This is a genomic window from Kocuria sp. CPCC 205297, from assembly GCF_040981035.1.
GTDB classification, from domain to species: domain Bacteria; phylum Actinomycetota; class Actinomycetes; order Actinomycetales; family Micrococcaceae; genus Kocuria; species Kocuria marina.
In genome coordinates, this window is the sequence record NZ_JAVKPY010000014.1 from 1 (window position 1) to 23,503 (window position 23,503).

17 protein-coding genes and 1 tRNA gene are annotated in these 23,503 nt (G+C 69.8%); 9 read left to right on the forward strand and 9 right to left on the reverse strand.

Annotation, left to right across the window (positions count from 1 at the left end):
- Positions 1 to 448 precede the first annotated feature (448 nt).
- Genes RF650_RS12200 through RF650_RS12210 form a run of 3 tightly spaced genes read left to right on the forward strand, consistent with a single transcriptional unit; the run spans position 449 to position 2,272 of the window.
- Positions 449 to 865, forward strand: a complete 417-nt coding sequence (locus tag RF650_RS12200) for a DUF3052 domain-containing protein (protein WP_035962250.1) — start codon at positions 449 to 451, stop codon at positions 863 to 865.
- Between the two features lie 40 nt (positions 866 to 905).
- Entirely contained in the window at positions 906 to 1,367 is a 462-nt protein-coding gene (locus RF650_RS12205; protein WP_368815037.1) for a redoxin domain-containing protein, read from the forward strand.
- Entirely contained in the window at positions 1,367 to 2,272 is a 906-nt protein-coding gene (locus RF650_RS12210) for a Sir2 family NAD-dependent protein deacetylase (protein ID WP_368815038.1), read from the forward strand. Before RF650_RS12205 ends, RF650_RS12210 begins: the two co-directional genes overlap by 1 nt.
- Before the next feature lie 152 nt (positions 2,273 to 2,424).
- Here RF650_RS12210 and ppgK read toward each other — a convergent pair whose 3' ends face one another.
- Together ppgK and map are read right to left on the reverse strand one after the other, a co-directional pair.
- On the reverse strand, positions 2,425 to 3,258 hold the full coding sequence (gene ppgK, locus RF650_RS12215) for a polyphosphate--glucose phosphotransferase (protein ID WP_064847240.1): 834 nt from the start codon (positions 3,256 to 3,258) through the stop codon (positions 2,425 to 2,427).
- A 72-nt stretch (positions 3,259 to 3,330) separates the two neighbouring features.
- On the reverse strand, positions 3,331 to 4,227 hold the full coding sequence (gene map / locus RF650_RS12220; protein WP_085108672.1) for a type I methionyl aminopeptidase: 897 nt from the start codon (positions 4,225 to 4,227) through the stop codon (positions 3,331 to 3,333).
- 181 nt (positions 4,228 to 4,408) lie between these two features.
- Between map and RF650_RS12225 the strand changes: the two genes are divergently transcribed.
- Positions 4,409 to 4,585 carry an SPOR domain-containing protein gene (locus RF650_RS12225; protein ID WP_121544375.1) on the forward strand — a complete coding sequence of 59 codons (177 nt, stop codon included), beginning with the start codon at positions 4,409 to 4,411 and terminating at the stop codon, positions 4,583 to 4,585.
- A gap of 60 nt (positions 4,586 to 4,645) precedes the next feature.
- Here RF650_RS12225 and panB read toward each other — a convergent pair whose 3' ends face one another.
- On the reverse strand, positions 4,646 to 5,500 hold the full coding sequence (gene panB, locus RF650_RS12230; protein WP_085108670.1) for a 3-methyl-2-oxobutanoate hydroxymethyltransferase: 855 nt from the start codon (positions 5,498 to 5,500) through the stop codon (positions 4,646 to 4,648).
- Between the two features lie 236 nt (positions 5,501 to 5,736).
- Between panB and RF650_RS12235 the strand changes: the two genes are divergently transcribed.
- Complete coding sequence (locus tag RF650_RS12235) at positions 5,737 to 7,080, forward strand: glutamine synthetase family protein (protein ID WP_131332740.1); 1,344 nt, start codon at positions 5,737 to 5,739, stop codon at positions 7,078 to 7,080.
- A gap of 9 nt (positions 7,081 to 7,089) precedes the next feature.
- Positions 7,090 to 10,161 (forward strand): bifunctional [glutamine synthetase] adenylyltransferase/[glutamine synthetase]-adenylyl-L-tyrosine phosphorylase, encoded by a 3,072-nt coding sequence (locus RF650_RS12240; protein WP_368815039.1) that lies wholly within the window; start codon positions 7,090 to 7,092, stop codon positions 10,159 to 10,161.
- Here the strand turns inward: RF650_RS12240 and RF650_RS12245 are convergent.
- Positions 10,158 to 10,754 (reverse strand): DUF2231 domain-containing protein, encoded by a 597-nt coding sequence (locus RF650_RS12245; RefSeq protein ID WP_193519622.1) that lies wholly within the window; start codon positions 10,752 to 10,754, stop codon positions 10,158 to 10,160. The genes RF650_RS12240 and RF650_RS12245 overlap by 4 nt on opposite strands.
- Before the next feature lie 219 nt (positions 10,755 to 10,973).
- Positions 10,974 to 11,049 (reverse strand) — tRNA-Arg (locus RF650_RS12250).
- 251 nt (positions 11,050 to 11,300) lie between these two features.
- Between RF650_RS12250 and RF650_RS12255 the strand changes: the two genes are divergently transcribed.
- The gene (locus RF650_RS12255) at positions 11,301 to 12,035 is read left to right on the forward strand and encodes a single-stranded DNA-binding protein (RefSeq protein ID WP_368815040.1); all 735 of its coding nucleotides are present in this window, start codon (positions 11,301 to 11,303) and stop codon (positions 12,033 to 12,035) included.
- A 153-nt stretch (positions 12,036 to 12,188) separates the two neighbouring features.
- Positions 12,189 to 13,871, forward strand: a complete 1,683-nt coding sequence (gene ettA / locus RF650_RS12260) for an energy-dependent translational throttle protein EttA (RefSeq protein ID WP_035962235.1) — start codon at positions 12,189 to 12,191, stop codon at positions 13,869 to 13,871.
- Between the two features lie 226 nt (positions 13,872 to 14,097).
- Here the strand turns inward: ettA and RF650_RS12265 are convergent, their stop codons facing one another.
- The 4 genes from RF650_RS12265 to RF650_RS12280 all read right to left on the reverse strand — a co-directional run bounded on the left by RF650_RS12265 (position 14,098) and on the right by RF650_RS12280 (position 22,524).
- Complete coding sequence (locus tag RF650_RS12265; protein ID WP_368815041.1) at positions 14,098 to 17,004, reverse strand: GNAT family N-acetyltransferase; 2,907 nt, start codon at positions 17,002 to 17,004, stop codon at positions 14,098 to 14,100.
- 86 nt (positions 17,005 to 17,090) lie between these two features.
- Positions 17,091 to 18,917: an IucA/IucC family siderophore biosynthesis protein gene (locus RF650_RS12270; RefSeq protein WP_368815042.1), complete on the reverse strand. Its 1,827-nt coding sequence runs from the start codon at positions 18,915 to 18,917 to the stop codon at positions 17,091 to 17,093.
- Positions 18,914 to 20,965, reverse strand: a complete 2,052-nt coding sequence (locus RF650_RS12275) for a GNAT family N-acetyltransferase (protein ID WP_368815043.1) — start codon at positions 20,963 to 20,965, stop codon at positions 18,914 to 18,916. The genes RF650_RS12270 and RF650_RS12275 overlap by 4 nt, the downstream gene beginning before the upstream one ends.
- Positions 20,962 to 22,524 carry an aspartate aminotransferase family protein gene (locus RF650_RS12280; protein ID WP_368815044.1) on the reverse strand — a complete coding sequence of 521 codons (1,563 nt, stop codon included), beginning with the start codon at positions 22,522 to 22,524 and terminating at the stop codon, positions 20,962 to 20,964. Before RF650_RS12280 ends, RF650_RS12275 begins: the two co-directional genes overlap by 4 nt.
- Positions 22,525 to 22,727: 203 nt before the next feature.
- Here RF650_RS12280 and RF650_RS12285 point away from each other — a divergent pair, with 203 nt between their 5' ends.
- Positions 22,728 to 23,498, forward strand: a complete 771-nt coding sequence (locus RF650_RS12285) for a siderophore-interacting protein (protein ID WP_368815045.1) — start codon at positions 22,728 to 22,730, stop codon at positions 23,496 to 23,498.
- Positions 23,499 to 23,503: the final 5 nt, after the last annotated feature.

Here is a 23,503-nt window from a genome sequence, read left to right on the forward strand (position 1 = left end):
CACTCCTGCGTCTCCTGAACATCAGCGTCCTGAAGATTATTCGTCAACCCACTCAAAATGTGGTGATTGCTGTCGGAAGACACGAGAACCTCTCTATCGTCAGCTCCATGTCACGGGATCCCCGGTGTCGGAGCGGTGTGTCAGGCGGCGGGTGCTCGGACAGGCCGATGCCGTCGTCCTTTCATCGTGTCACACGCGATGGCGTCACCGGCAGTGACCACACCGTTTCACGCGTCACACCGCCTGCGCCGGGCCGCCACGAGTGTGGAATGTGTCACAAGTCACCCGATTCGCCCCGCGGTTCGTGGTGTGGCTTGAACGCGGGGACAATCCAGTGTTGTCTTTATTACGCACCGTTGACATCCCCGTCGCGGTGAGGGTGAGGTCCGGCAGCGTCGTTGAGCCGACGGTCCGGCCCCGCGCGAGACAGCAGTGAAGGAGAGTTACGGTGAGCGAGGCGAAAGCCCCCGAGGAGAGCATTGCGGCGCAACTGAATCTGAAGGACGGCGACTACGTCCAGGAATTCGGTTACGACGACGATGTCGACGCGGATCTGCGCGAGCGGATCGAGGACGCGATCGGCTCGGAGCTCTTCGACGAGGACGCGCAAGAGGTCGTGGACGCCGTCGTGCTGTGGTGGCGTGACGGGGACGGCGATCTGGTTGACGAGCTCGTGGACGTCCAAACCACCCTCGACGACGGCGGTGTCGTGTGGTTGCTGACGCCCAAGGCCGGCCGCCAGGACCACGTCTCTCCCGCTGACATCCAGGAAGCGGCCTCGACCGCCGGTCTGCACGTCACGAGCGCGGCACGGGTCTCCCCGGACTGGTCCGTCTCCCGCCTGACCCCCAAACGAAACTTCTGAACGCGCGCCGCGGCGCTCCCGCGCGGCAGGAAGGGCTCTCATGAGTGCCATCGGATCCACCGCGCCGGACTTCACCCTCCAGGACCGTCACGGCGAGTCCCGCTCCCTGGGCGACTACCGGGGTGCGCCGGTCGTGCTCGTGTTCTTCCCCTACGCGTTCTCGCCGATCTGCACGGACGAGCTGTGCCATCTGCAAGATCACGCGGACATGTTCGATGAGTTCGACGCCGTCGTGGTGTGCATTTCCACGGACAGCCACTTCGCATTGGACGCGTTCGCGCGGCAGGAGTCCTACGACTTCCAGATGCTCTCCGATCACTGGCCCCACGGGGACGTGGCCCGCCGCTACGGTGTCCTGGACGAGGACACAGGGTGCGCCCAGCGCCACACCATCACCATCGACGCCCGCGGGATCATTCGTGACGTCAGCTCCGCCGACATCACCCAGGCCCGGGAATGGGATCGACTGCGGGGCGTCCTCGAGAACCTGCCCCGGTCCTGATGCCCCTGCGAGTACTGCGCGCCGGTTACGGCGCACCGGTGGACGAAAGCCTCTTCCCCGATCCCCATGCACTGAACGCCCGGGACGGTCTGCCGCGCGTTCTCGAGGTGCTGCGGGGCAAGCAGATCGCGGTGCTCACGGGCGCGGGGGTGAGCACCCCGTCCGGGATCCCCGACTACCGCGGCCCGGGCGCCAAACCTCGTTCCCCCATGACGTACCAGGAGTTCATGGGCAGTGTGGCGAGTCGCCGGCATTACTGGGCCCGTAACCAGTACGGCTGGCACTTCGTGGCCCGGGCACAACCGTCCGCCGCCCAGGAGGCGCTGGCCCGGCTCGAGGCCGCCGGTCTGGTGGACGGGATCATCACCCAGAACATCGACCGGCTGCACCAGAAAGCCGGCTCCGTGGCCGTGGTGGACCTGCACGGCACCTACGCGTGGGTGTTGTGCACCTCGTGCTCGTCCCGGTTCCCCCGGGAACAGGTCTCGCGCTACCTGGACGAGTTGAACCCCGGGTTCTACGACGGCATGGCCTCGGCGGACGACATCGAATACGCCCCGGACGCGGACGCCACCGTGGAGCACACCGGCGGTTTCCGTGTGTGGGACTGCCCCGTGTGCCAGGGTGTGCTGAAACCGGATGTCGTGTTCTTCGGGGAGAACGCGCCGTCGCACCGCGTGGCCCTGGCGCGGCGTATGGTCGCGCGGTCCGAGGCGCTACTCGTGGCGGGATCGTCGTTGACCGTGAACTCCGGACGCCGGTTCGTGCGGCAAGCAGACCGAGAGGGGATCCCCGTGGTGATCGTCAACCACGGCGTCACCGGAGGGGACTCGATGGCCACCGTGAAGGTGGACGCTCCCGTGGGGGAATTCCTCACCGACCTGGGCGACCACCTGACGGCTTGATCCGAATGCGTTGAGTACTTAGACTCTCAATACGAGACCCCGAGGGTGCGCGGAGGGGAAGCCGCGGTCACCTTCGGGGTCTCACCCATTTCCGGGGTGGGTCGGTACCGTCCCGAGCGCGGAGGATCTCCACGGCCCGGGACGGGCATCCGTCACTTCACGGGGTCGATGACCGGCTTGGCGGCCTGGGCGTCCCGGCACTGCTGAGCCCACAGCGCAGCACCCACGATGCCGGCGTTGTTGCGCAGCGCGGCGATCTCTACCGGTGTCCGCAGTTCGAGGTAGGGCAGGAACTTCTCCGAGTTCTTGGACACACCGCCCCCGATCACGAACAGGGACGGGGAGAACAGGAACTCCACGTGGGAGAAGTACCGCTGCAGCCGCTTCTTGGCCCACTTCTTCCAGGGCAGCTGCTCGCGTTCCCGGGCGGCGGCCGAGGCCTTGGTCTCGGCATCGAAGCCGTCGATCTCCAGGTGACCGAGTTCGGCGTTGGGGACCAGTTGGCCGTTGAGGATCATCGCGGAACCGATCCCTGTGCCCAGGGTGATCACCATGACCAGGCCTTCCTTGCCCTTGCCTGCGCCGTAGTGCGCTTCGGCGAGCCCGGCGCCGTCGGCGTCGTTGAGGGCCTCGACCTCACGGCCCAGCGTTTCGGTCATGAGGGCATCCACGTTCGTGTTGATCCACGACTTGTCCACGTTCGCCGCGGACAGCGCCACCCCGTTCTTGATGATGGCGGGGAAAACGATGCCCACGTGGCTGTCCGGGGCCGGGGCCTCGGGGCGGGACTGCAGTTCGTCCACGATCTGCTTGACGACGCCGGCCACGGCTTCCGGCGTGGCGGGCTGCGGCGTGGGGATGCGGAACCGTTCACCCACGAGTTGGCCGGTGGCGAGATCCACGATCCCACCCTTGGTGCCGGTACCACCAATGTCGATTCCGATGCCACACTGCGATACGACACCCTGCGGAGTACCTGAGCTCATGAACGGTCCCTTCGGTTCACGGTGGAAACTATGCGGAGGTGGACGCGACGCAGCCCGCCCCGTCGCTCGATCTTACGGGAGGGTGAGGATCTCCACGCCGTCATCAGTCACGACCATGGTGTGTTCGAACTGTGCAGTGCGCATCTTGTCATGGGTCGTGATGGTCCAGTCGTCGGACCACTGGTCCCACGTGATGGAGCCGAGGGTCAGCATGGGTTCGATCGTGAAGATCATTCCCGGGACCATCTCGGTGGCGTAGGACGGGGCGGCGTCGTAGTGCGGGACGATCAGACCCGTGTGGAACTCGCGCCCCACGCCGTGCCCGGTGAAGTCGCGCACGACCCCGTAGTCGAAACGCTTGGCGTACTTCTCGATGACGCGCCCGATCACGTTGATCTCACGCCCGGGACGCACGGCCTTGATCCCGCGGTTCATCGCCTCGTGCGTGCGTTCCACGAGCAGGCGGGAGTCCTCGTCCACGTCACCCACCAGGAACATGGCATTGGTGTCCCCGTGCATGCCGTTCTTGTATGCGGTGACGTCCAGGTTGATGATGTCCCCGTCCTCGAGCACGGTGGAATCGGGGATGCCGTGACAGATCACCTCGTTGAGTGACGTGCAGATGGACTTGGGGAACCCGCGATACTCGAGGCACGAGGGGTATGCCCCGTGATCACACATGTACTCGTGCGCGATCCGGTCCAGTTCATCCGTGGTCACGCCGGGCTTGGCCTCCGCGCCCGCGGCCTGCAGTGCACGGGCGGCGATCCGGCCGGCCTCGCGCACCAGCTCGATCTCTTCGGGGGTGTACACGTTGGAGGCGTGACCCTCGTTCGCGTCCCGGCGTCCCACGTACTCCGGCCGCTCGATCCCGCCCGGGACGTGGCGCCGCGGGGTGAGGTTCCCGGGGCGCAGCGCGCCGCGCGGTGCGGTGGATCCGGGTGCTGGTGCGAGATTGTGCGTGGTCACGATGGGTCATTGCCTCCTGCGGCGATCGCGGGCGTGTTCGTGCTGTGAGGCGTCAAGGCGCCCCGAACACCTGGTTCAGCAACTAGCCTAATCCTTGAGTCCCGGGCCCGTTCGGCCGGGAAGGTTCGCGACCCCGCCGCGGGGCGGGTGTACGGCACGGTGCCGCACAGGGAGGAAGATCATGGCCGAGTACTGGTACAACCTCTACACCAAGCAGGTCGAGGAAGGCCCCAAGGACGACTACCGCAAGCTCATGGGCCCCTACGCGACCCGCGAGGAGGCCTCGCGCGCCCTCGAGCGCGCCGCGGAGAACACCAAGCGCTGGGACGACGAGGACGCCGCGTTCAAGGGTGACTGACTCTGTAGGGCCGGGCGGCGACGTCGCCCGGTCCCATTCTCGTTCGGGGCGACCCGGGCGTCACCCCCGGTAGGAGTGCTCCTCGGCCGGGAATGCACCGGAGCGGACGTCGGCCACGTAGCCGCGCACGGCGTCGTCGGCGACCTGAGCGAGCTGCGCGTACTGCTTGACGAAGCGCGGCATCTTCCCGGTGCGCAACCCCAGCATGTCCTGCCACACGAGCACCTGGCCGGTGGTCACATTCCCGGCGCCGATCCCCACCGTGGGGATCCGCAGCTCGTCCTCCACTCGTGCCGCGGCGTCCGCGGACACCATTTCCAGGACGACGGCGAAGCACCCGGCGTCCTGCACGGCACGGGCGTCGCGCAGTAGCTGCTCCCCCGCCTCGCCGCGGCCCTGGATCCGGAACCCGCCCAGCGCGTGCTCGGACTGCGGGGTGAATCCGACGTGACCCATGACAGGGATCCCAGCGCGCACCACGGCGGCCACGTGCTCCGCGAGCGCTTCCCCCGCCTCGATCTTCACGGCGTGCGCGCCGGACTCCTTCATGATCCGCACCGCGCTGCGCACGGCCTGATCCGGGGACTCCTCGTACGAGCCGAAGGGCAGGTCCACGACCACGAGGCTGCGCTGTACGCCGCGGACGACCGCCGCGGAGAACGTGATCATGTGCTCGAGCGTGACCGGCAGGGTGGACTCGTGTCCGAGCACCGTGTTGCCGAGCGAATCACCCACGAGCAGGACGTCCACGCCGGCTCGGTCGAAGATCCCCGCGGTGAGCGTGTCGTAGCTCGTGAGCATGGAGAACTTCTCCCCGGCGTCCTTGGCACGCTGCAGGTGCAGGGTCCGCACGCGGGCGATCTGGGCGAGGGATTTCTCGGCGGGGGAACCGGACGAAGGCTGCGTTTCGCTCATGGTGTCAGGGTACCGGCCGGTCGGGCCCAGGGGTTCCGGGTGGGGAGCGGCACTGGCTGGCGACCCGATCGCCGTGCGGACCGGGGCGGGAACACGCAGGCGGACAGATGGGGGAGACGGGCGCGGGGAACGCTGCTGCGACCGATACAGTTGTGACGTGGCTCGTCCCGGGCATGGCCCCGGTGCGTGAGCCCGCAGCCGCTGTGTCACACGCCCCAGGAATCCGAGGTGGACCCATGGACCGTCAGCAAGAATTCGTTCTGCGCACCATCGAGGACCGGGACGTCCGGTTCGTCCGGTTGTGGTTCACGGACGTCGTGGGGACCCTCAAGTCCATTGCGCTGGCACCCGCTGAGGTGGAGGCCGCGTTCGAGGAGGGCCTCGGGTTCGACGGCTCCTCGATCGAGGGGCTGTCGCGGATCTTCGAGTCCGACATGCTCCTGCAACCGGATCCCGCCACGTTTCAGTTGCTGCCGTGGCGCGGGGAGGACGAGCCGACCTCCCGGATGTTCTGCGACCTGAAGACCCCGGACGGTGAGCCTTCCGCGGCGGATCCCCGCGGGGTTCTGCGCCGCGTGCTCGCCAAGGCCTCGGACATGGGCTTCACGTGCTACACCGCTCCCGAGATCGAGTTCTACCTGTTGCGCTCGCCCGAGCTGGACCCGAGCACCGGCGAACCCGTACCGGTGGACTACGAGGGGTACTTCGATCACGTCCCGGGGGGAGTGGTCCAAGACTTCCGCCGCACCGCGGTGAACATGCTCGAATCGGTGGGCATCTCCGTGGAGTTCTCGCACCACGAGGCCGGACCGGGTCAGAACGAGATCGACCTGCGCTACGCGGACGCGCTGCAGACCGCGGACAACATCATGACGTTCCGCACCGTGGTGCGCGAGGTGGCCCTGTCCCAGGGGATCTACGCGACCTTCATGCCCAAGCCGTTCTCCCGTCACCCCGGCTCGGGGATGCACACGCACTTCTCCCTGTTCGAAGGGGACACCAACGCGTTCTACGAGGCCGGGGCCGAGTTCCGGCTCTCCGAGACCGGGCGGCACTTCATCGCCGGGCTGCTGCGCCACGCCCCCGAGTTCACGTCCGTGACCAATCAGTTCGTGAACTCCTACAAGCGACTGTGGGCCGGTGACGAAGCGCCGTCGTACATGTCATGGGGCCACAACAACCGCTCGGCGCTGGTGCGTGTGCCGCTCTACAAGCCGGACAAGGTGCAGTCCTCCCGGATCGAGTACCGGGGGATCGACTCCGCGACGAACCCGTACCTGTCCTACGCCGCGCTGCTGGGGGCGGGGCTCAAGGGGATCGAGAACGAGTACGAGCTGCCGCCCGTGGAGATGGACGACGTGTTCGCCATGAGCAGCGCCGAGCGCCGCGCCGTGGGCCACCAACCCCTGCCGGGCAGCCTCCACGACGCGATCCGGCTGACCGAGGAATCGGAGTTCATGGCGGAGCTTTTGGGCGAGCAGGTCTTCGAGTACTTCCTACGCAACAAGCGCCGCGACTGGGACCAGTACCGCCAGGAGGTCTCGCCCTACGAACTGCGGACCAACCTGGGCATCCTGTAGGGGCAGACCATGACTGACACCCCGGGCACCGCCAAGGAGCGCGCGGAGAAGATCTCGGCCAAGCAACTGATCTCGATCGGTTTCGCGGACGTCACGAATGCCCGGCGCTGGCTGGGGTTCCGGGAACTGGACGGCGTGGACCTGTCCGCGCTGCTCGCGGGACTGGCCCACGCGGCGTCGCCGGACGTGGCGCTGCAGCTCATCGTGCGGCTCATCGAGAACCACCCGGAGGTCGCGCGGCGAATCAACGGGGACCCCCGAGAGTCCGAGACCATGTTCCGCTTGCTGGGTGCGTCCGAGGCGCTGGGGGAGTTCCTGCTGCGCGCCCCCGAGAACCTGGACCTGCTGGACATCCCGCCCGTGGACGAGCCGAGGGCGGACCGCGCGGAGGTCTTCCGTGCGGCGCTGCTCGAATCGGTGGGCGCCGATCCGCAGGCGGACACCCCGGTGGCATCGCTCACGGGGCAGGACGCGCACAAGGCGTTGCGCGTGGCCTATCGCCGCGGGCTCGCGCGCGTGGCCGTCCGGGACGTCGGGGCCGTGGACCCGGTGGCCTACATGCCCGCCGTCGGCCGGCAACTCGCGGACCTCGCCGGGGCCGCCCTCGAGGCCGGCCTGGCGGTGGCGCGCGCTCACGCCGCCGAGCGCTGGGAGCCCGCCCTCGTGGAGCAGGTACGGCTCGCGGTGATCGGCATGGGCAAGTGCGGCGCCCGAGAGCTGAACTACATCTCGGACGTGGACGTGGTCTACGTCGGAGAGACCCGGGCCTCCGACACCGGGCACACCCCGGACGAGAGCACGAGCACGGAGATCGCCACCGAGATGGCCCACACCCTCGCGCAGGCCATGATGGCCGCCGGTCCCGAGCCGGCGTTGTGGGAAGTGGACGCGAACCTACGGCCCGAGGGCAAGGACGGGCCGCTCGTGCGGACACTGGACTCCCACGTGCGCTATTACAAGCGCTGGGCCAAGTCCTGGGAGTTCCAGGCGCTGCTCAAGGCCCGGTGCGTCGCGGGCGATCAGGACCTCGGGCGGCGCTACGAGGCGGCCATCGCGCCGTTCATCTGGTCATCCGCCGAGCGCGAGGGCTTCGTGGAATCCGTCCAGGCCATGCGCCGCAGGGTCACGGAGAACATCCCTGAGGCGGACCGGGACCGGCAGATCAAGCTCGGGCCCGGGGGACTGCGGGATGTCGAGTTCACGGTGCAGTTGCTACAACTCGTACACGGACGCTCGGATGAGACCGTCCGCACGCGTGCCACCACCGAATCCCTCGCGGCGCTGAGCGCGGGTGGCTACATTGGCCGCGCGGACGCCGAGGAGTTCGGACTCAACTACCGATGGCTGCGGTTGCTCGAGCACCGGATCCAGTTGTTCCGCATGCGGCGGACGCACCTGATGCCGCGCGACGAACGGGAACTGGCCGTCGTCGCCCGGTCCGTGGACGGCGCCGCCGAGCGCACGCACCCCACGGCCCAGAAACTCGTGAGCGACTGGAACGCGGCCAAGCGCTCCGTGCGCAGCATGCACGAGCGGATCTTCTACCGTCCCATGCTCGCGGCGCTCGCCAACGCGCCCGCGGACACCACCCTCACGACCGACGCCGCTCGGGACCGCCTCGCGGCACTCGGGTACCAGGACACCAAGGCCGCGATGCGACACATCGAGGCCCTCTCGCGCGGCGTGAGCCGGCGAGCCGAGATCCTGCGCACGCTGCTGCCGGTGCTGCTCGACTGGCTCGCTGAGGGCGTGGACCCGGACGCCGGTCTGCTCAACCTGCGCAGGGTGTGCGAGGCCCTGGGCAACACACCCTGGTTCCTGCGATTACTGCGGGATTCCAACGCCGCGGCCGAGCGATTGTGTCACATCCTCTCGAGTTCTCGGTACGTCTCGGACCTGCTCGAAACCTCTCCCGAGGCGACGGCGTGGTTGGGTGACGACTCCCAGCTGGCCACCCGGTCCCTGGACGAGCTCGTGTCACAGATGCGCGCGCAGGTCGCTCGGCACCACGACCCGGGCGAGGCCATCCGGGCCGTGCGCCAGATCCGGCGCCGCGAACAGTTGCGCATCGCGCTCGCGGACACGAGCGGCGTCGCCAGCGTGGAGACCACCGTGACGGGTCTTTCGGACGTGGACCAGGCCACCGTGATGGCCGCGCTCTACCTTGCCCGCACCGAGTACGCGGCCGAGCACGACGGCGCTGTCCCCGCCGAGGTGCTCGTGATCGCCATGGGGCGCCAGGGCGGGCGCGAGATCGGTTTCGGCTCGGACGCGGACGTGATGTACGCGTACGCACCCGCCCCGGACGCAGACCCCGGGGAAGCGCGCAGTGCCGCGGAAACCGTGCTCAACCGCATGGTCAAGCTCCTGAAGCAACCGTGCACGCCGCCCGTGGTTGCCGAACGGGTCCTGGAGATCGACAACGACCTGCGTCCGGAAGGGCGCTCGGGCACCATGGTGCGGTCGGTGGCCTCGTACGCCGAGTACTACGAGCGCTGGGGTCAGACCTGGGAGTTCCAGGCCCTGACCCGCGCCCGGTACATGGCCGGTTCCGAGGACGTGGCCCAGGCGTTCTTCCGTGTGGTGGACCGTTTCCGGTACCCGGCCGAATTCACTGACCGTCAGCTCGTGGACATCCGGCGCATGAAGGCGCGCGTGGAGAGCGAGCGGATGCCCCGCGGGGCAGATCCCACCCGGCAGGTGAAGCTGGGCAGGGGCGGGCTCTCGGACGTGGAATGGCTCGTGCAGTTGCTGCAGCTGCAGCACGCGCACGAGGTCCCCGAGCTGCGCACCACCTCCACGCTGCCCGCGCTGAACGCCGCGGTGGCCGCCGACCTCGTGGGCCCGGAGGACGCCGCCGTACTGGAGCACGCGTGGAAACTTGCCACGGACATCCGCAACGGCAACGTCCTGCGCTCCGGGCGGGCCTCCGATTCCGTGCCGTCACGCCGGGTGGACCTCGAGGCCGTGGCCCGGTGGATCGGCTACGAACCCGGTTCCGCCGCGCAGCTCGAGGAGGACTACCTGCGGATCACCCGGCAGTCCCGCTCGGTGTTCGAGCGGTTGTTCTACGGCCGCTAGTTCTGCGCCCGACCGTTCGTGCCGTCCTCGTAGGCCGCGTCCCGCGAGCCCACCTGACGCGCGACCGACAGGTGCCCGCCCAGGTAACCGCCCAGGCCGGCGGCGGACATGCCGCCCAGGGCGAGGACGCGCCCCAGCCCGTGGCGTCCGGTGCGGCGGGCCACCCACGAGGCGAGTTGCAGACCCGTGGCCAGGCCGTTGGACCCGGCGTGGATCACGGCCACACGTTTGTCCCGGTTCTGCAGCCCGTGGTACTCGGCCCATCCGGTCAGAGCCGATGGCACCGCCGAGAGGACACCCACGCCCGTGAGCACCCGCGCGGCACGGGCGGAGTCACGGCCACCCATGAGGTCGAGCACGAGCGCGCTCATCCACGTGCCCATGGGCACCTCGATGAGCAGCGGGTGCAGCGCGTGGCCCACCTGCTTGCCCTGCAGGAGGTCGCGAACGGTCGGATTCCCGGCCACGGCGGTGGCCACGGAATCGGCCGAGCCCACCAAGGGGTCCAGGGCACTGCTGCCCTCGACCGTTTTCATCAGGGGAGTCAGGGGGCTCTCGGCATTCGAGGCGGGGGATTGGGTGGACTCGTTCATGGTCGGTCCTTTCAGATGTGGGATGTCCCGCCATCCTCGCACCCCGCGGCGGGGAATGCACCCGCCCCTCGGGGTGTCCCGGTCCTGCGTGGAGTGGGCCAGTCAGCCCGGCGCTGCCTGTTGTGGTAAACCCGCCCGCTTCAACTGAGCAAAAGTAGCCCGGGGTGCCCCTGGGCTACTTTTGCTCCACGGGATTTTCGGTGGAACGGGCCTGGTGAGTGGTGCCCCAGGAGGGAGTCGAACCCCCGACCAAGAGATTAGAAGGCTCCTGCTCTATCCACTGAGCTACTGAGGCGGGTCGCTGAAGCGACGACTCAGTTTAGCAACGCCTCCGAGCCGCTCGCGCACGTGGGTTGCTCCACCACCCCGTGCGGTCCGGGCTGCACAGATGGCCGACGTCGCCCGGCCGGGCATCGGGCTCTCCACACCTCCTTGAACGGACCGCCGACGCCGCGTCCCGCGCGTCACGCTGGGTTCACCCCGATGCGGGGTTCACCCCTACCCGCCGGCCTTCGGGCCGCGGGTGACCGAATGAAGGAGCACCCCATGAGCGAACACGTGACACTGCGCGGATTCGTGGGCAAGGACCCGCAGTCGCACCTCTTCGACGACGGCACGATGGCCGCGCGCTTCCGCCTGGCCACCACGTCCCGCCGTTTCGACGCCACCACCCAGACGTGGCACGACTCCGGCACCAACTGGTACTCGATCCGGTGCTTCCGCGCCCTGGCCATGCACGTCATGGCGAGCGTGCACTGCGGTCAACCCGTGGTGGTCACCGGCAAGCTCAGCATCAACGAGTGGCAGTCGGATTCCGGCCCGCGCACGATCGTGCAGGTGGATGCGGCGGCCGTGGGTCATGACCTGAGCTTCGGCACGGCCAGCTTTGCCCGCTCGGGCGGGCGGAATCCGGGCGCCGGTACGGCAAGTGCCGCGCCGGGTGCCGGACAGGGGTCTGACGATACCGGCATCGACGGCGCCGGGGAGGACTCGAACGAGAACGCAGGGATCGCCGGGCACGATCGGTACCGCTCCGCTCGGTCGATGGGACTGTCCGACGAGGGGTTCGTGGATCTCACTTCCGGGGCGGTGATCGCGGTGGGGGAGCAAGACCACACGTTCGACGGCCTGACCCCGGCCGCTCCCGACGCCAGTGCCGCGGTCGGGGACGCCCTGGGTGTCACGGAGGGGATGGACGAGGACGCCGAAGACGAGTCCCGTGACGGCGCCGACCGGACGCGTGAAACCTCCGACCTGGAGGGGGCAACCACGGGTGGCTGACTAGTAGGGGGCAGGCGGTGTCGTCGTACCAGGGAGCGATTCCGGAACCGGGACCGCACGGCCGGGGGACCGCGGCGCGGCGACGCCGGGAGGTGAGGGAACGACCTCGCTCCGTGGCTCGCGCGAGTGCGGCGGCGCGGTAGCCTGGAGGGTATGGCGGAATTTATCTACACCATGAACAAAGCCCGCAAGAAAGTGGGCGACAAGGTCATCCTCGATGACGTCACCATGTCGTTCTTCCCCGGCGCCAAGATCGGCGTGGTGGGTCCGAACGGCGCAGGTAAGTCGACGATTCTGAAGATCATGGCGGGGCTGGACCAGCCCTCCAACGGCGAGGCGCGCCTGAGCCCCGGCTACTCCGTGGGCATCCTTTTGCAGGAACCCCCGTTGAACGAGGACAAGACCGTCCTGGGCAACGTGGAGGAGGGCGTCGGCGAGATCAAGGCCAAGCTCGACCGCTTCAACGAGATCTCCGCCGAGATGGCCGAGCCGGACGCCGACTTCGACGCCCTGATGGAAGAGATGGGCAAGCTGCAGGAAGAGATCGACGCCGCCAACGCGTGGGATCTCGACTCCCAGCTCGAGCAGGCCATGGACGCGCTGCGGTGCCCGCCGCCGGACGCGGATGTGAAGGTGCTCTCCGGTGGTGAGCGCCGTCGTGTGGCGCTGTGCAAGCTGCTGCTCGAGAAGCCGGACCTGCTGCTGCTGGACGAACCCACCAACCACCTGGATGCCGAGTCCGTGCTGTGGCTCGAGCAGCACCTGGCCTCCTACCCCGGTGCGGTGCTGGCCGTGACCCACGACCGGTACTTCCTGGACCACGTGGCCGAATGGATTTGCGAGGTGGACCGCGGCCGCCTCTACCCCTACGAGGGCAACTACTCCACCTACCTGGACACCAAGGCCAAGCGCATGGAGATCCAGGGCAAGAAGGACGCCAAGCAGGCCAAGCGTCTCAAGGACGAACTCGAATGGGTCCGTTCCAACGCCAAGGGCCGCCAGACCAAGTCCAAGTCCCGTCTGGCGCGTTACGAGGAGATGGCGGCCGAAGCCGAAAAGACCCGGAAGCTGGACTTCGAGGAGATCCAGATCCCGCCGGGGCCCCGCCTGGGCAACCAGGTCATCGAGGCCAGCAACCTCAAGAAGGGCTTCGGGGACCGTTCCCTGATCGACGGGCTCTCGTTCTCGCTGCCGCGCAACGGCATCGTGGGTGTGATCGGTCCCAACGGCGTGGGCAAGTCCACCCTGTTCAAGACCATCGTGGGTCTCGAACCGCTCGACGGCGGCGAGCTGAAGATCGGCGATTCCGTGCAGATCTCCTACGTGGACCAGAACCGCGAGAACCTGGACCCGGAGAAGACCCTGTGGGAGGTCGTCTCGGACGGGCTGGACTACATCAACGTGGGCAAGGTCGAGATGCCCTCGCGCGCGTACGTGTCCGCGTTCGGCTTCAAGGGCCCGGACCAGCAGAAGAAGGCCGGCGTGCTCTCCGGTGGTGAGCGCAACCGCCTGAACCTGGCGCTGACGCTGAAGCAGGGCGGCAACCTGCTGCTGCTGGACGAGCCCACCAACGACCTCGACGTGGAGACGCTGGGCTCCTTGGAGAACGCACTTCTCGAGTTCCCGGGCTGCGCCGTGGTCGTCTCCCACGACCGGTGGTTCCTGGACCGGGTGGCCACCCACATCCTCGCGTGGGAGGGCACCGAGGAGAACCCCGACCGCTGGTACTGGTTCGAGGGCAACTTCGACGCGTACGAGGAGAACAAGGTGGAGCGCCTCGGCGCCGACGCTGCCCGCCCCAAGCGCCTCACGCACCGTCGTCTCACGCGCGACTGACATTCGCGCCACCGCGGGTCCTGTGCCCGCATCGGCCCGGCGCCCCCGGCCACCGCACGCGCGGTGACCGGGGGCGGCGTCGGTTCGGGAGCGGGCCGGACCGCGGTGTCCGTGGACCGCTCTGCCCCGGGTGAAACCCAAGAAGCCAGGCTCGTGCGACCGCCCGGTCAGCCCACAAGGATGCGGCGGCTCGCAACGCCAGCCCCGAATCGACCGCCGGTCGTGCTCAGCGGGACTCGGTGAGCCCGTCAACGCGAAGGAACGCCAACTGCCCGGTCTTCCCCGGTAACCGGATGGTCGGGCCGAGCTCGAAACCCGTGGCGATGAGTCGGGCCACGGCCCGGTCGTTGGACACGTCCGGTTCCGCCACGATTCGTCGGGTGCCGCAGCGTGCGAGCTGCGCGATGATGAGGCGCCCGAGTGCCGCGGTGAGTCCCGGGCGGCGGGTGCGCAGGGGCGCCAGCAGGACATGCACCCCCAGGTCCCCGGGTTCCACCCGATACGTCGCGCCCACCGGATCGGCGTGGGGTTCGTAGCTCTGGAAGATACCCATGGGGGTGCCGTCGAGTTCCAGGAGCCACGCATGATGCGTGGGCGAGGCATCCAGGTACTCGTACACCTCGCGCACCCGCTCGCGGGTCCACCCCGTCATGCCCCAGAAGCGGGCTCGCGGCGCACGGACCCATTCGTGGATCACGGCCGCGTCCCGCCCCGCATCCACTGGCCTCAGCGTCACGCGCGGGCCCGGCGCGGACTGATCCGGTAGCGGTGGCAGTGCGCCCAGGTCGATGGATCCACCGGACGAGCTGGTCGAGCCGGCCGGACCGGCCGGACCCATCGCGCCGGACCTCCCCACGGAACCAGCCGGAACCCATGGCAGAGCGTGATCCATCTCCCCGCGCGACCACCGGTGCAGCGGCGGTTCCGTGCACTCGCCCCGGGTCACGGGGTCGGGTGTGATCCACCACGACGCCGCGGGGTCGGCCAGATCCCACAGCACCCGCGCAGCGGGGACACGCACGCACGCGGGTCCCGTGCCCGGTAGTGTCCCCGCCGCGAGCAGGCAGTCCGCGTCCCCGCCCACGGGAACGGGGTCCGCCGCGGTCAGGGCCGGGTCACTGCGCCACGGGGTGTACACATGCAGTGCGCCCCACGGCGGGAGCGCCGTACCCGGGTGCTCGTGGGCGACCCGTTCGAGGGCCGTCCTGGCGCACCAGCGGACGTCCACTCCCAGGTCAGGGCCGTGACGCACGATGTTCTCCACCGCGAGTCCCACTCGTCCGGGCCCGTGCAGGAACGGGTCCCACACGGTCGGCATGCCTGTGGGTCCCGAGAGCACCGATAGCGGGGTGGTCCGCATGAGCTCGTGAACGAACGCGTCCCGCCACACGGCGAACAACGACGCTGTCCAGGACCCCACCGCCATCGACCCGTCCCAGTCGAGCAGCGCCGCACGGACGGAGTCGGCCGCCTCCGCCGATGCATTCGTCGTTCGGGACTCCCCCTTCGGTTGCGATGCCGCACCGGTCGCCGACGGCTCATTCGCAGGTCTCGACGGCGCCCCCATGGGTCCCGACGCCACGTCCGGCTCAGGCGCCGTCCGCACCGGCCCCGTGGAACCCACCCGCGCCACGGTGGCGACCGGGTCCGACACGGCAGTCGGAGACGCGTCCGCGAACAGCTCCCTCAACAGCGGGGGCCAGTGCGGAGCGGCGGTGTCCAGCTGGGCCGCCAACAGGTCCTCATGACACACGGCACCGTGTTCGGCCACGGCGGCGTCGAGCCGGTGCGTTGCCCGCCGGGCCCGGTGCGGGGGCGCGCACGCGAGCCGCGCGGCCGAAGCGCAGGGGTCCGAGGGGCGCTGATTGGCGCGCACGGTGATCCCGTGCAGCGGTCGGGACGGTTCGGCGGCCCCCAGGAACGACCCCGTGACCGTGTGCCGGCAAGAGCCGTCGCGGTCCGCGGCCACCACGTCGTTGCACGGCACGGCCCACCCGGACACCGCCTCCATGACGTTGCCCGCTGTGCGCGCCGAGAGCAGCTCACGACATGCCGAGAACGCCCGCGCAGGGTCCGCCGTGGGCGCGGGGGACACCACGGTGACGGTGGTCGCGGTGCCGGGCACGGCGGCGTCGAGCACTGCTTCCGCCGCGGGAGTGCCCGGCAGCACGAACCCCGCCGCGCACGAGCGGAGCAAACAGGACCGTTCGACGCTGCCGCGCGCCCGCAGCACCACCGAGCGGTGCTCGAGCCGTTCACCCGTGGTCGCGACGTACCACGCGCCGTCACGGTTCTCGACAGCTAGGTCCGCGATGTGTTCCGTCGTCGTCATGGCGGCCGTAATGGCCCACGCGGCGCTTTCGGTGCGCCCGAAGTGCGGGACCCCCGGCAACCCCACGAGCGCGAGACCCCGCACCCGGACGTCCGGCGTGGAGAGGCACACGGGCTGATAGGGCCCCGATTCCTCCGCGACGCGGTGCGGGTCCGCCGCGAGCAGCGGTGCGCCGCTCGCGGACAGCTCGCCCGGAACGAGCCACGCATTGGATCCGGCCGCCGCGGGGGATTCGGCATCGAGCACGGGGACCCAGGCGTCGCCGAGTTCGCGCCGCACGCGGCGTCGCCACAGCTGCTCGGGGAGACTCCCCGTGAGCAGGTGCGCATCGAGGTGCACGGCCATCGGGGTCCAGGGGTCCCACGGCCGCACGGTCCGCTCGGCGAGACCGAGCTCGCGCGCCTCGGGGGTCCCTGACCAGGTCTCGGCCAGTGCCTCGCTGATCCCGCGCGCGTACGCGGCGAAGAACTCCCGGTCCCGCGCCGACGCCGCGTCCCACCACCGTCTGGCCGTGCCGGGGACATCCGCGGCCAGGGTGAGGTGATCGCCGTCGAGCCCGTCCGGTCCCACGAGCTCCGCCGAGCGCCCCTCGGCGCGGTGACGCAGCACCTCCACGTGCCAGGCCCTGTCCACACCGGTCACGTAGCCGTGGCCGTGTGCCAGCGCGGTGAGATCGTCCGCCTGCACGTGGGGCACACCGAAGGGATCGCGCCACAACCGCCAGCCGGGGCCGGACCGTTCAGGGCCGGGCCGCCCGGCATCAGACTGCTCAGAACCGGTCCGCGCGGGGGCAGAGAGCATGACACTCCGTGACCCGCGAGAGGCACGCCCCGGCTCAGCACCGTCGGTGCGCGCTCCCGCGGATCCGCCGCCGGAACACCGTGCGCTCACGACGCGGGGCCCGCATCAGGGGAGCGGAATGCGGCCAGCGGATTGTTCAACCGACCGGCGTAGGTCAGGGACGCCGACTGGTCGGCCAGATCCACCATGCGCTGCGGGTTGCGCAGTTGCAGCCGGTTCAGGCACGAGTGGGCGAAGGTCTCCCGGAACAGGTCCAGCTCGCGCCAGTGTTCGGGGAAGCGCTCGCGGTGCTCGTCCAGGACCTTGGCCCCGAGCGCCCAGAACTCCTGTTCGGGGAGCACACCGGAGGTGTGCAGGAGCACCGCGAGGTGCCGCAGGACGCCGTCGACCACGTCCGTGTGGATGGACAGCTCCCGCTGCTCCGGCTCCACCACGGAACGGATGCGTTCGATCCCCTCGGGCAGGGGTCGGTCGCTGAGCACCGCGACTTCCTCCCCGATGTCCTTCCAGAACGCACCGACCGGGAACCCGTCGCGCAGGCGCAGGATCACGTTTTCGCTGTGGGGCATGAGCGCGATGTCCTGGGACAGCAAGAGGTGCGCGACCGGGACCAGGTACACGTCGAGCAGGGCGCGCGCCCAGTCCCTCGCGGTGACTCCCGAGCGCTCGATCCACGCTTCCGCGAGGGGCCGCCCGGCGCAGTCCCGGTGCAATACCCCGGCCAGGCTGGCGGCGTGCTCCCCGGGCTCGAGCATCGGCACCGGGGACTCACGCCACAGCGCAGCCAACTGTTTGGTGTGGTCGGAGGCCACACCGCTGCGGTGGTGGGCGTCCCCTGTGTAACCCACCGCGGCGTGCTCGCGCAGCACCCGGATCCCGCATGAGCGCAGGAACGGATCCTCCCGGGTGATCCCGTGCAGCCAGTCGCTCACGGCGGGCATCGTGCGCATGTAGGCGGGTGAGAGCCCGCGCAGGAACCCCATGCTGTGCACCCCGAGCGCGGTCTTGGCGTAATCCCGCGCCGGGTCGCTCACGTCCAGGAACGTGCGCACGGACTGTTGTGCGCGCCACTCGTGCTCACTGCGGCCCACCAGGATCAGGTGGCGCCGCAGCACGTCCGGGAGCATCCCGGGTAGGATGCGGTGCTCCCACTGCCACGGGTGCACCGGGAGGAACGTGTACTCGTCCGGGTCCTCGCCGGTCTCGGTCACCGCCGCGCGGAAACGGTCGCGCTCACCGGCGGTGAGGTGCCGGTCCTCATGGTCACGTTCGTTCACGTGCTGCCCCAGGGACACGGTGCACAGACTGCGGCGCGCGGCGAGCCACGTCAACCGGGCGGGGTATGCCGCCTCGGGAGCCCATGACGTCTGTTCGGACGCACCCATGCCCACCCGGCCCGAGCTCGCGACGAATCCGGGATGTCCCCGGTCCAGGAAACGTTCCACCTCGGCGAGGTCCGCGGTCGCCAGTTCCGCGGCGGTCGGTGCGGGTACGGCACGACGACGCGCCATCGAGTACATGGTTGCGGACAGGTCCTCGAGGTACAGCGGGAGCATCTCGTCGGTGAGTCCCAGGACGTCCTTGAGGTCCAGCACGGCCTGCTGGGCGTCCGGTTCCTCGCCGGCGTCCCCGGGGATGATGCGCCGCACCGAAGCGGGGTCCACCTCCCAGTGCTCGAGCGGGTGCCGGGTGGCCTCGAAGTACCAACTCGGGCGCCCGGCGGCGTCGGCCACGGTCCAACCGTCGCCGTGCGGGGCGGGATGCAGCAGCCGTTCGTGACTGAACTCGGAGAACATCTTGGCGAGCACGTCCCGCTGCAGTCGCCGTGCGGCCCGGCGGTCCAGCCGGGGCTCGGGCGTCGGGGCGACGTCCCGCTGTTCATCGGGGATGCGGGTTTCGACGAGGGCGCTCATCGGGTCACCCCCGCGCACTCGGCCACGGAGGCTTCCGTGTCCGCGGTCCGTACGTGGTCCTGCGGTCCGTCCCCGCGGACGACGACGCTCACGGACGCGGTCTTCTCCGCCAGGTGGCACTCGCCCACCTCACGGAAGCCGGCCCAGCGGTTGATCGCGCGGATCTGCTCGTTGCGGACGTCGGGTTCCACGATAACGCGCTGCACCGCGGGGTCCGACCACAGCAGGTTCAGCGCCGCCGCCATCACGGCTCGCGTGGTCCCCGGAACCGGACGGGACGTGGGGGCCACGAACAGGTGCAGACCGGCGTCGCCGTCGCGGACCGGCCACACGGTGGCCAGGGGGCTGCGGGCGGGGTCGTACGTCTCGAGCAGCGCGAGCGGGCGGTCGTGTTCGCTGACGATCCAGGCGTCCTCTCCGTCCGCCGCGGTCATCCTGTGGTACTCCCGGGAAATCGTCTGCTCGTCCGCGCCCACGAAGCCCCACGCGTGCGCACGCGGGGAACTCAACCACGCGTGCAACAGCGCCGCGTCCCCGTCCGGATCCACCGGCCGCAGCGTGAACGCGCGCCCGAGAGCGCGGGTCTCGAACGCGCCGTCGGGCCCCACGGCGGGGGCGACATGACGCTGGGGGACGTGACCGAAACTCTGGAACGTCGTGTGGTCCTCGGTGATGTACGGTGTGCGGCCCGTGACGTGCGCGAGCACGTGCGCGTTGCGCAGCGGTCCCATCCCCAGGTCGGGTGCCGTGAGCGCATGCGTGTGCTCGCCGTGGTTGAGTACGTGCACGGTCCCGTCCGGGCTGGCCCGGTGGTACCGGTCGGGGCTGAGCCGCCCTGAGGTGTCTAGCGAGAGCTGGTCCCGGACCGGTGCGAGCCAGTCCGGGGCCGCGGACAGGTAGCCCGTGGCCGCGACGACGGCATCGGTCACGGTCTCGCGCACGTGGTGGTTCTCCGAATTGCGCCAGCGCAGGACGGTGCGCCCGGCCTCGTGCCACGCGTCCACGAGTTCGGTGGCCGCGACGAGGCGCACGGGCGGCGCGTCCGGGTCGTTGCGGCGCACGTACAGGGCCTCGTGGATCGCGTCGATCGTCGCGTCCGAGATGCCGCGGTGCAACTGGGGTTGGGACGCGTTGAGCCGGTCCCGCTCGGCCTCCGGGAGGGACCGGAAGTGGTCGAGGTAGTCGGGCGACGTCAGTTCGAGGCTGAGCTTGGAGTACTCCATGGGGTAGAACCGTGGTGAACGGGTGAACCAGTCCACGGCCGGCCCGCCCGGGGTGTGCAGCAGGTCCAGGAACACCTCCGCGGCCGACTGGCCCGAGCCGATCACGGTCACGTGCTCCTCACTCACCAGGGTCTCCCGGCGGGACAGGTACTCACTTGCGTGCACCGTGGTGTCCGGGACGCCGGACAGTTCGCCCGGCGTGCGGGGGACCGTCCCCGTGCCCACGACCAGGTGGCGCGCCCACCACGAGTGCTCGACGCCGCGGGCCCGGGCCGTGACGCGCCACGGACCCTCACCCGTCGGGCGGGTGACCTGGGTGACCCGGTGTCCCCAGTACACCCCGCGGACTCGTTGCGCGGCCCACCGGCAGTAGGCGTTGTAGTCCCGCCGCAGCGGGAAGAAGGACTCACGGACGTAGAACGGGTACAGCTCGCCGGTCTCCTTGAGCCACTGCAGGAACGAGAACCGCGAGGTGGGATCCGCCATGGTCACGAGGTCCGCGAGGAACGGGACCTGCAGCGTGGCGTCGTCGAACATCAACCCGGGATGCCAGTTGAAACCGGGGGCCGCGTCCAGGAAGGCGGCGCGGACGTCCGGCAGAGGGTCGGTGAGGCATGCGAGTCCGAGTCCGAACGGGCCCACCCCCACGCACAGCAGGTCCAGGGGGTCGTCCGGGGTGCCACGCTGAACGGTGCCCGGGGCGTCAGTGGGAGTCGACGTGGCGTCCGACGGCGTCGATCCCTGGTCCGCGGGCCTGGAGTCGTCGTGTGCCGGTTCGGTTCCGTGCCGACGGTCGGGGTGGGATGCGGTCGTGCGGGGGGTCATGCGCGGGCCTTTCCGGTGCGATCGTGGGCGGTGAGGGACAGGGCGGTCTCGTGGATGAGGTCCAGGACCTCCCGGACGTCGTCGAGGGTCGTCTGCGGGTTGAGCAGGGTGAATTTCAGGCAGGGACGCCCGGCCACCTCGGTCTCCGCCACGGTGGCGCGGCCGGTGTCCCATACCGCGCGGCGGATCGGGCGCACCCAGCGGTCCGCGGTCTCATCGACCGCGTCCGGGCCGTTCCCCGTGGTGGAGGAGGCGTGCCCCGTGGAAGAGGCATGCGCGGCAAGCGGGGCCCCCGCGGCGTCGTCGTTCCCCGCATCCGGAGGTGTCCAGCGGAACAGCACGGTGCTCAGGGACGGGTCGCACACGAGCTCGAAGCGCGGGTCCGAGCGCAGCTCGTGGGCCACACGCGCCGCGAGGTCGATGACGGCGTCGAACATCGCGCCGATCGCGTCCGGGCCCATCGTGCGCAGCGTGACCCACAGCTTGAGCGCCTCGAAGCGGCGCGTGGTCTGCAGGGAGCGGTCCACCTGATTGGGTTCGGGGGTGTCCGCCGGGTTGAGGTACGCGGCGTGATGCGCGCAGTGGCGCAGCGTGTGGCCGTCCCGCACGATCACGGCGGAGCACCCGATGGGCTGGAACCACGCCTTGTGGAAGTCCACGGTTACGGAGTCAGCGCGGTCGATCCCGGCGAGCCGGTCGCGGCGGGTGGGGGAGACCAGCAGCGCGCCGCCGTAGGCCGCGTCCACGTGGAACCAGACCCCGTGCTGCGCACACACCTGCGCGACGTCCTCGAGCGGGTCGATCGCGCCGCGGTCCGTGGTGCCCGCGGTGGCCACCACGGCCATGGGGGTCAGCGACTGGGTCGCGAGGTCCGCCAGCACTCGACGCAGCGTCGGCACGGACAGTGCCCCCGCGGCGTCGACCGGGACCGGGACCACGCAGTCGTCGTCGAGTCCCAGGATCCGGGCGGCCGTGCTGACCGAGAAGTGACTCTCCGCGCTCGCGAGGATGCGCAACGACGCCGCTCGCACCGGCCGCGGGGCCGCGTGCGGGGTGCGCGCGGAGCGTTCGAGGCATTCGTCGCGGGCGAGCATGAGCGCCTGCAGGTTGGAGGTCGTCCCGCCCGGGGTGAACATGCCGTCCGCGGCGGCGGGGAAGCCGATGCGCCGCGCCGTCCACGTCAGCAGCGAACGTTCCATCACGGCCGCCGCCTTGGACTGGTCCCACGTGTCCATCGAGACGTTGACGGTGGCGGCCAGGGTCTCCGCGGCGACCGCGGGCACCGCCACCGGGCAATTGAGGTGCGCGAGCGTCCGGGGGTGATGGAACCACACCGCGTGGCGCAACCACGTACGGTCGAGCTCGTCCACCGCAGCGCCGAAGTCGTGCAGCGGGGTGTCCAGGTCGATCCGCGACAGTGCCCGGTCGATCTCGTCGTGGCTCGCGGGTTCGTGGGGTTGTCGCGCGCCGGCCAGGCGCGCCGCACCGGCGGCCGCGGCTGCGGTGACATCGCGCATGAGGTCCGTGACGGTGTCCGCGTGGAGCAGGGATGAACTCATGGAACGGTTCGGCTTTCGTTCGGGGGCACTCGGATGCAATAAGCTACACGGTGGTAACTAATTACTGATAGGTTAGGCTAACCTAACATTCAGCAATTGTGCACCGCCCGATCCACCCCGGAACACGCAGAACTGCCTCGCGACCTGCCGGTTCCTTCCGGGCTGGTGCTCCGTGACCCGCCCGCCGAACGAGGAGAACGCCCGTGCCCCACTGGGAACGTCTGGCCGTCCGAGCCCTCGGGGCTTCCGAGACCGTGCTCACGGTGGTGAGTCGCCGCGACGTCGGCCCCGCCTACACGCGCATCACCGTGCGGCACGAGGGGTTCCTCGCGCGCCACACGCCGTTCCCGACCATGTGGTTGCGGTTGTGGTTCACGTCCCGCGGCAAGGACCACCAGCGGGCGTTCACGGTGGTCGACCCACGCCCGGACGAGGGCGTCTTCGACATGGAGTTCGCCCTGCACGACGGCGCTTCCTCCGACTGGGCTCGCACGTGCGCACCCGGCGACACCATCCGGGCGTCGCTGCTCGGCAGCACCCCGCCCTGGCCGCCGCGCAGGACACCGCGCCGTGGTCACGGGTCCGAACCCGCTCCGGGGCTCGATGCCGATTTCCCGGGACGCACGGTGCTCGTGGGCGACCCTGCGAGCTTGCCCGCCCTGAACTCCATGCTCCCGCTGTTGGGAACCCGCGACGTCGAGGTGTGGTTCGAGTACCGCGACCCGCGCGACGCCGACCTGCCCCTGGCCGCAGCGAAGCGCCACCAGGTGCACACGGTGCACCACATCGGCGCGGGGGAGGACGTGGCCGCGGCCGTGCTCGCGCACTGGGAGACGCATCCGCCCGCACCGGGGGACCGGTACTGGATCGCTGTGGAGGCGCAGCAGAACCGCCTGCTGACCTCGGCCCTGCGCACCCGCTACGGCGTGCCCCGCACACACATCGACGCCACCGCCTACTGGAGGAACGTGTGAGCACC

Bases quoted from the DNA above. Each gene is read 5' to 3' on its own strand.
- RF650_RS12280 (WP_368815044.1), bottom strand. From the start codon at position 22,524: ATGAGTTCATCCCTGCTCCACGCGGACACCGTCACGGACCTCATGCGC.
- RF650_RS12225 (WP_121544375.1), top strand. From the start codon at position 4,409: ATGGCCGAGTACTGGTACAACCTCTACACCAAGCAGGTCGAGGAAGGC.
- RF650_RS12205 (WP_368815037.1), top strand. From the start codon at position 906: ATGAGTGCCATCGGATCCACCGCGCCGGACTTCACCCTCCAGGACCGT.
- RF650_RS12235 (WP_131332740.1), top strand. From the start codon at position 5,737: ATGGACCGTCAGCAAGAATTCGTTCTGCGCACCATCGAGGACCGGGAC.
- RF650_RS12245 (WP_193519622.1), bottom strand. From the start codon at position 10,754: ATGAACGAGTCCACCCAATCCCCCGCCTCGAATGCCGAGAGCCCCCTG.
- RF650_RS12265 (WP_368815041.1), bottom strand. From the start codon at position 17,004: ATGCTCTCTGCCCCCGCGCGGACCGGTTCTGAGCAGTCTGATGCCGGG.
- RF650_RS12210 (WP_368815038.1), top strand. From the start codon at position 1,367: ATGCCCCTGCGAGTACTGCGCGCCGGTTACGGCGCACCGGTGGACGAA.
- ettA (WP_035962235.1), top strand. From the start codon at position 12,189: ATGGCGGAATTTATCTACACCATGAACAAAGCCCGCAAGAAAGTGGGC.
- panB (WP_085108670.1), bottom strand. From the start codon at position 5,500: ATGAGCGAAACGCAGCCTTCGTCCGGTTCCCCCGCCGAGAAATCCCTC.
- ppgK (WP_064847240.1), bottom strand. From the start codon at position 3,258: ATGAGCTCAGGTACTCCGCAGGGTGTCGTATCGCAGTGTGGCATCGGA.
- RF650_RS12275 (WP_368815043.1), bottom strand. From the start codon at position 20,965: ATGACCCCCCGCACGACCGCATCCCACCCCGACCGTCGGCACGGAACC.
- RF650_RS12270 (WP_368815042.1), bottom strand. From the start codon at position 18,917: ATGAGCGCCCTCGTCGAAACCCGCATCCCCGATGAACAGCGGGACGTC.
- RF650_RS12240 (WP_368815039.1), top strand. From the start codon at position 7,090: ATGACTGACACCCCGGGCACCGCCAAGGAGCGCGCGGAGAAGATCTCG.
- RF650_RS12255 (WP_368815040.1), top strand. From the start codon at position 11,301: ATGAGCGAACACGTGACACTGCGCGGATTCGTGGGCAAGGACCCGCAG.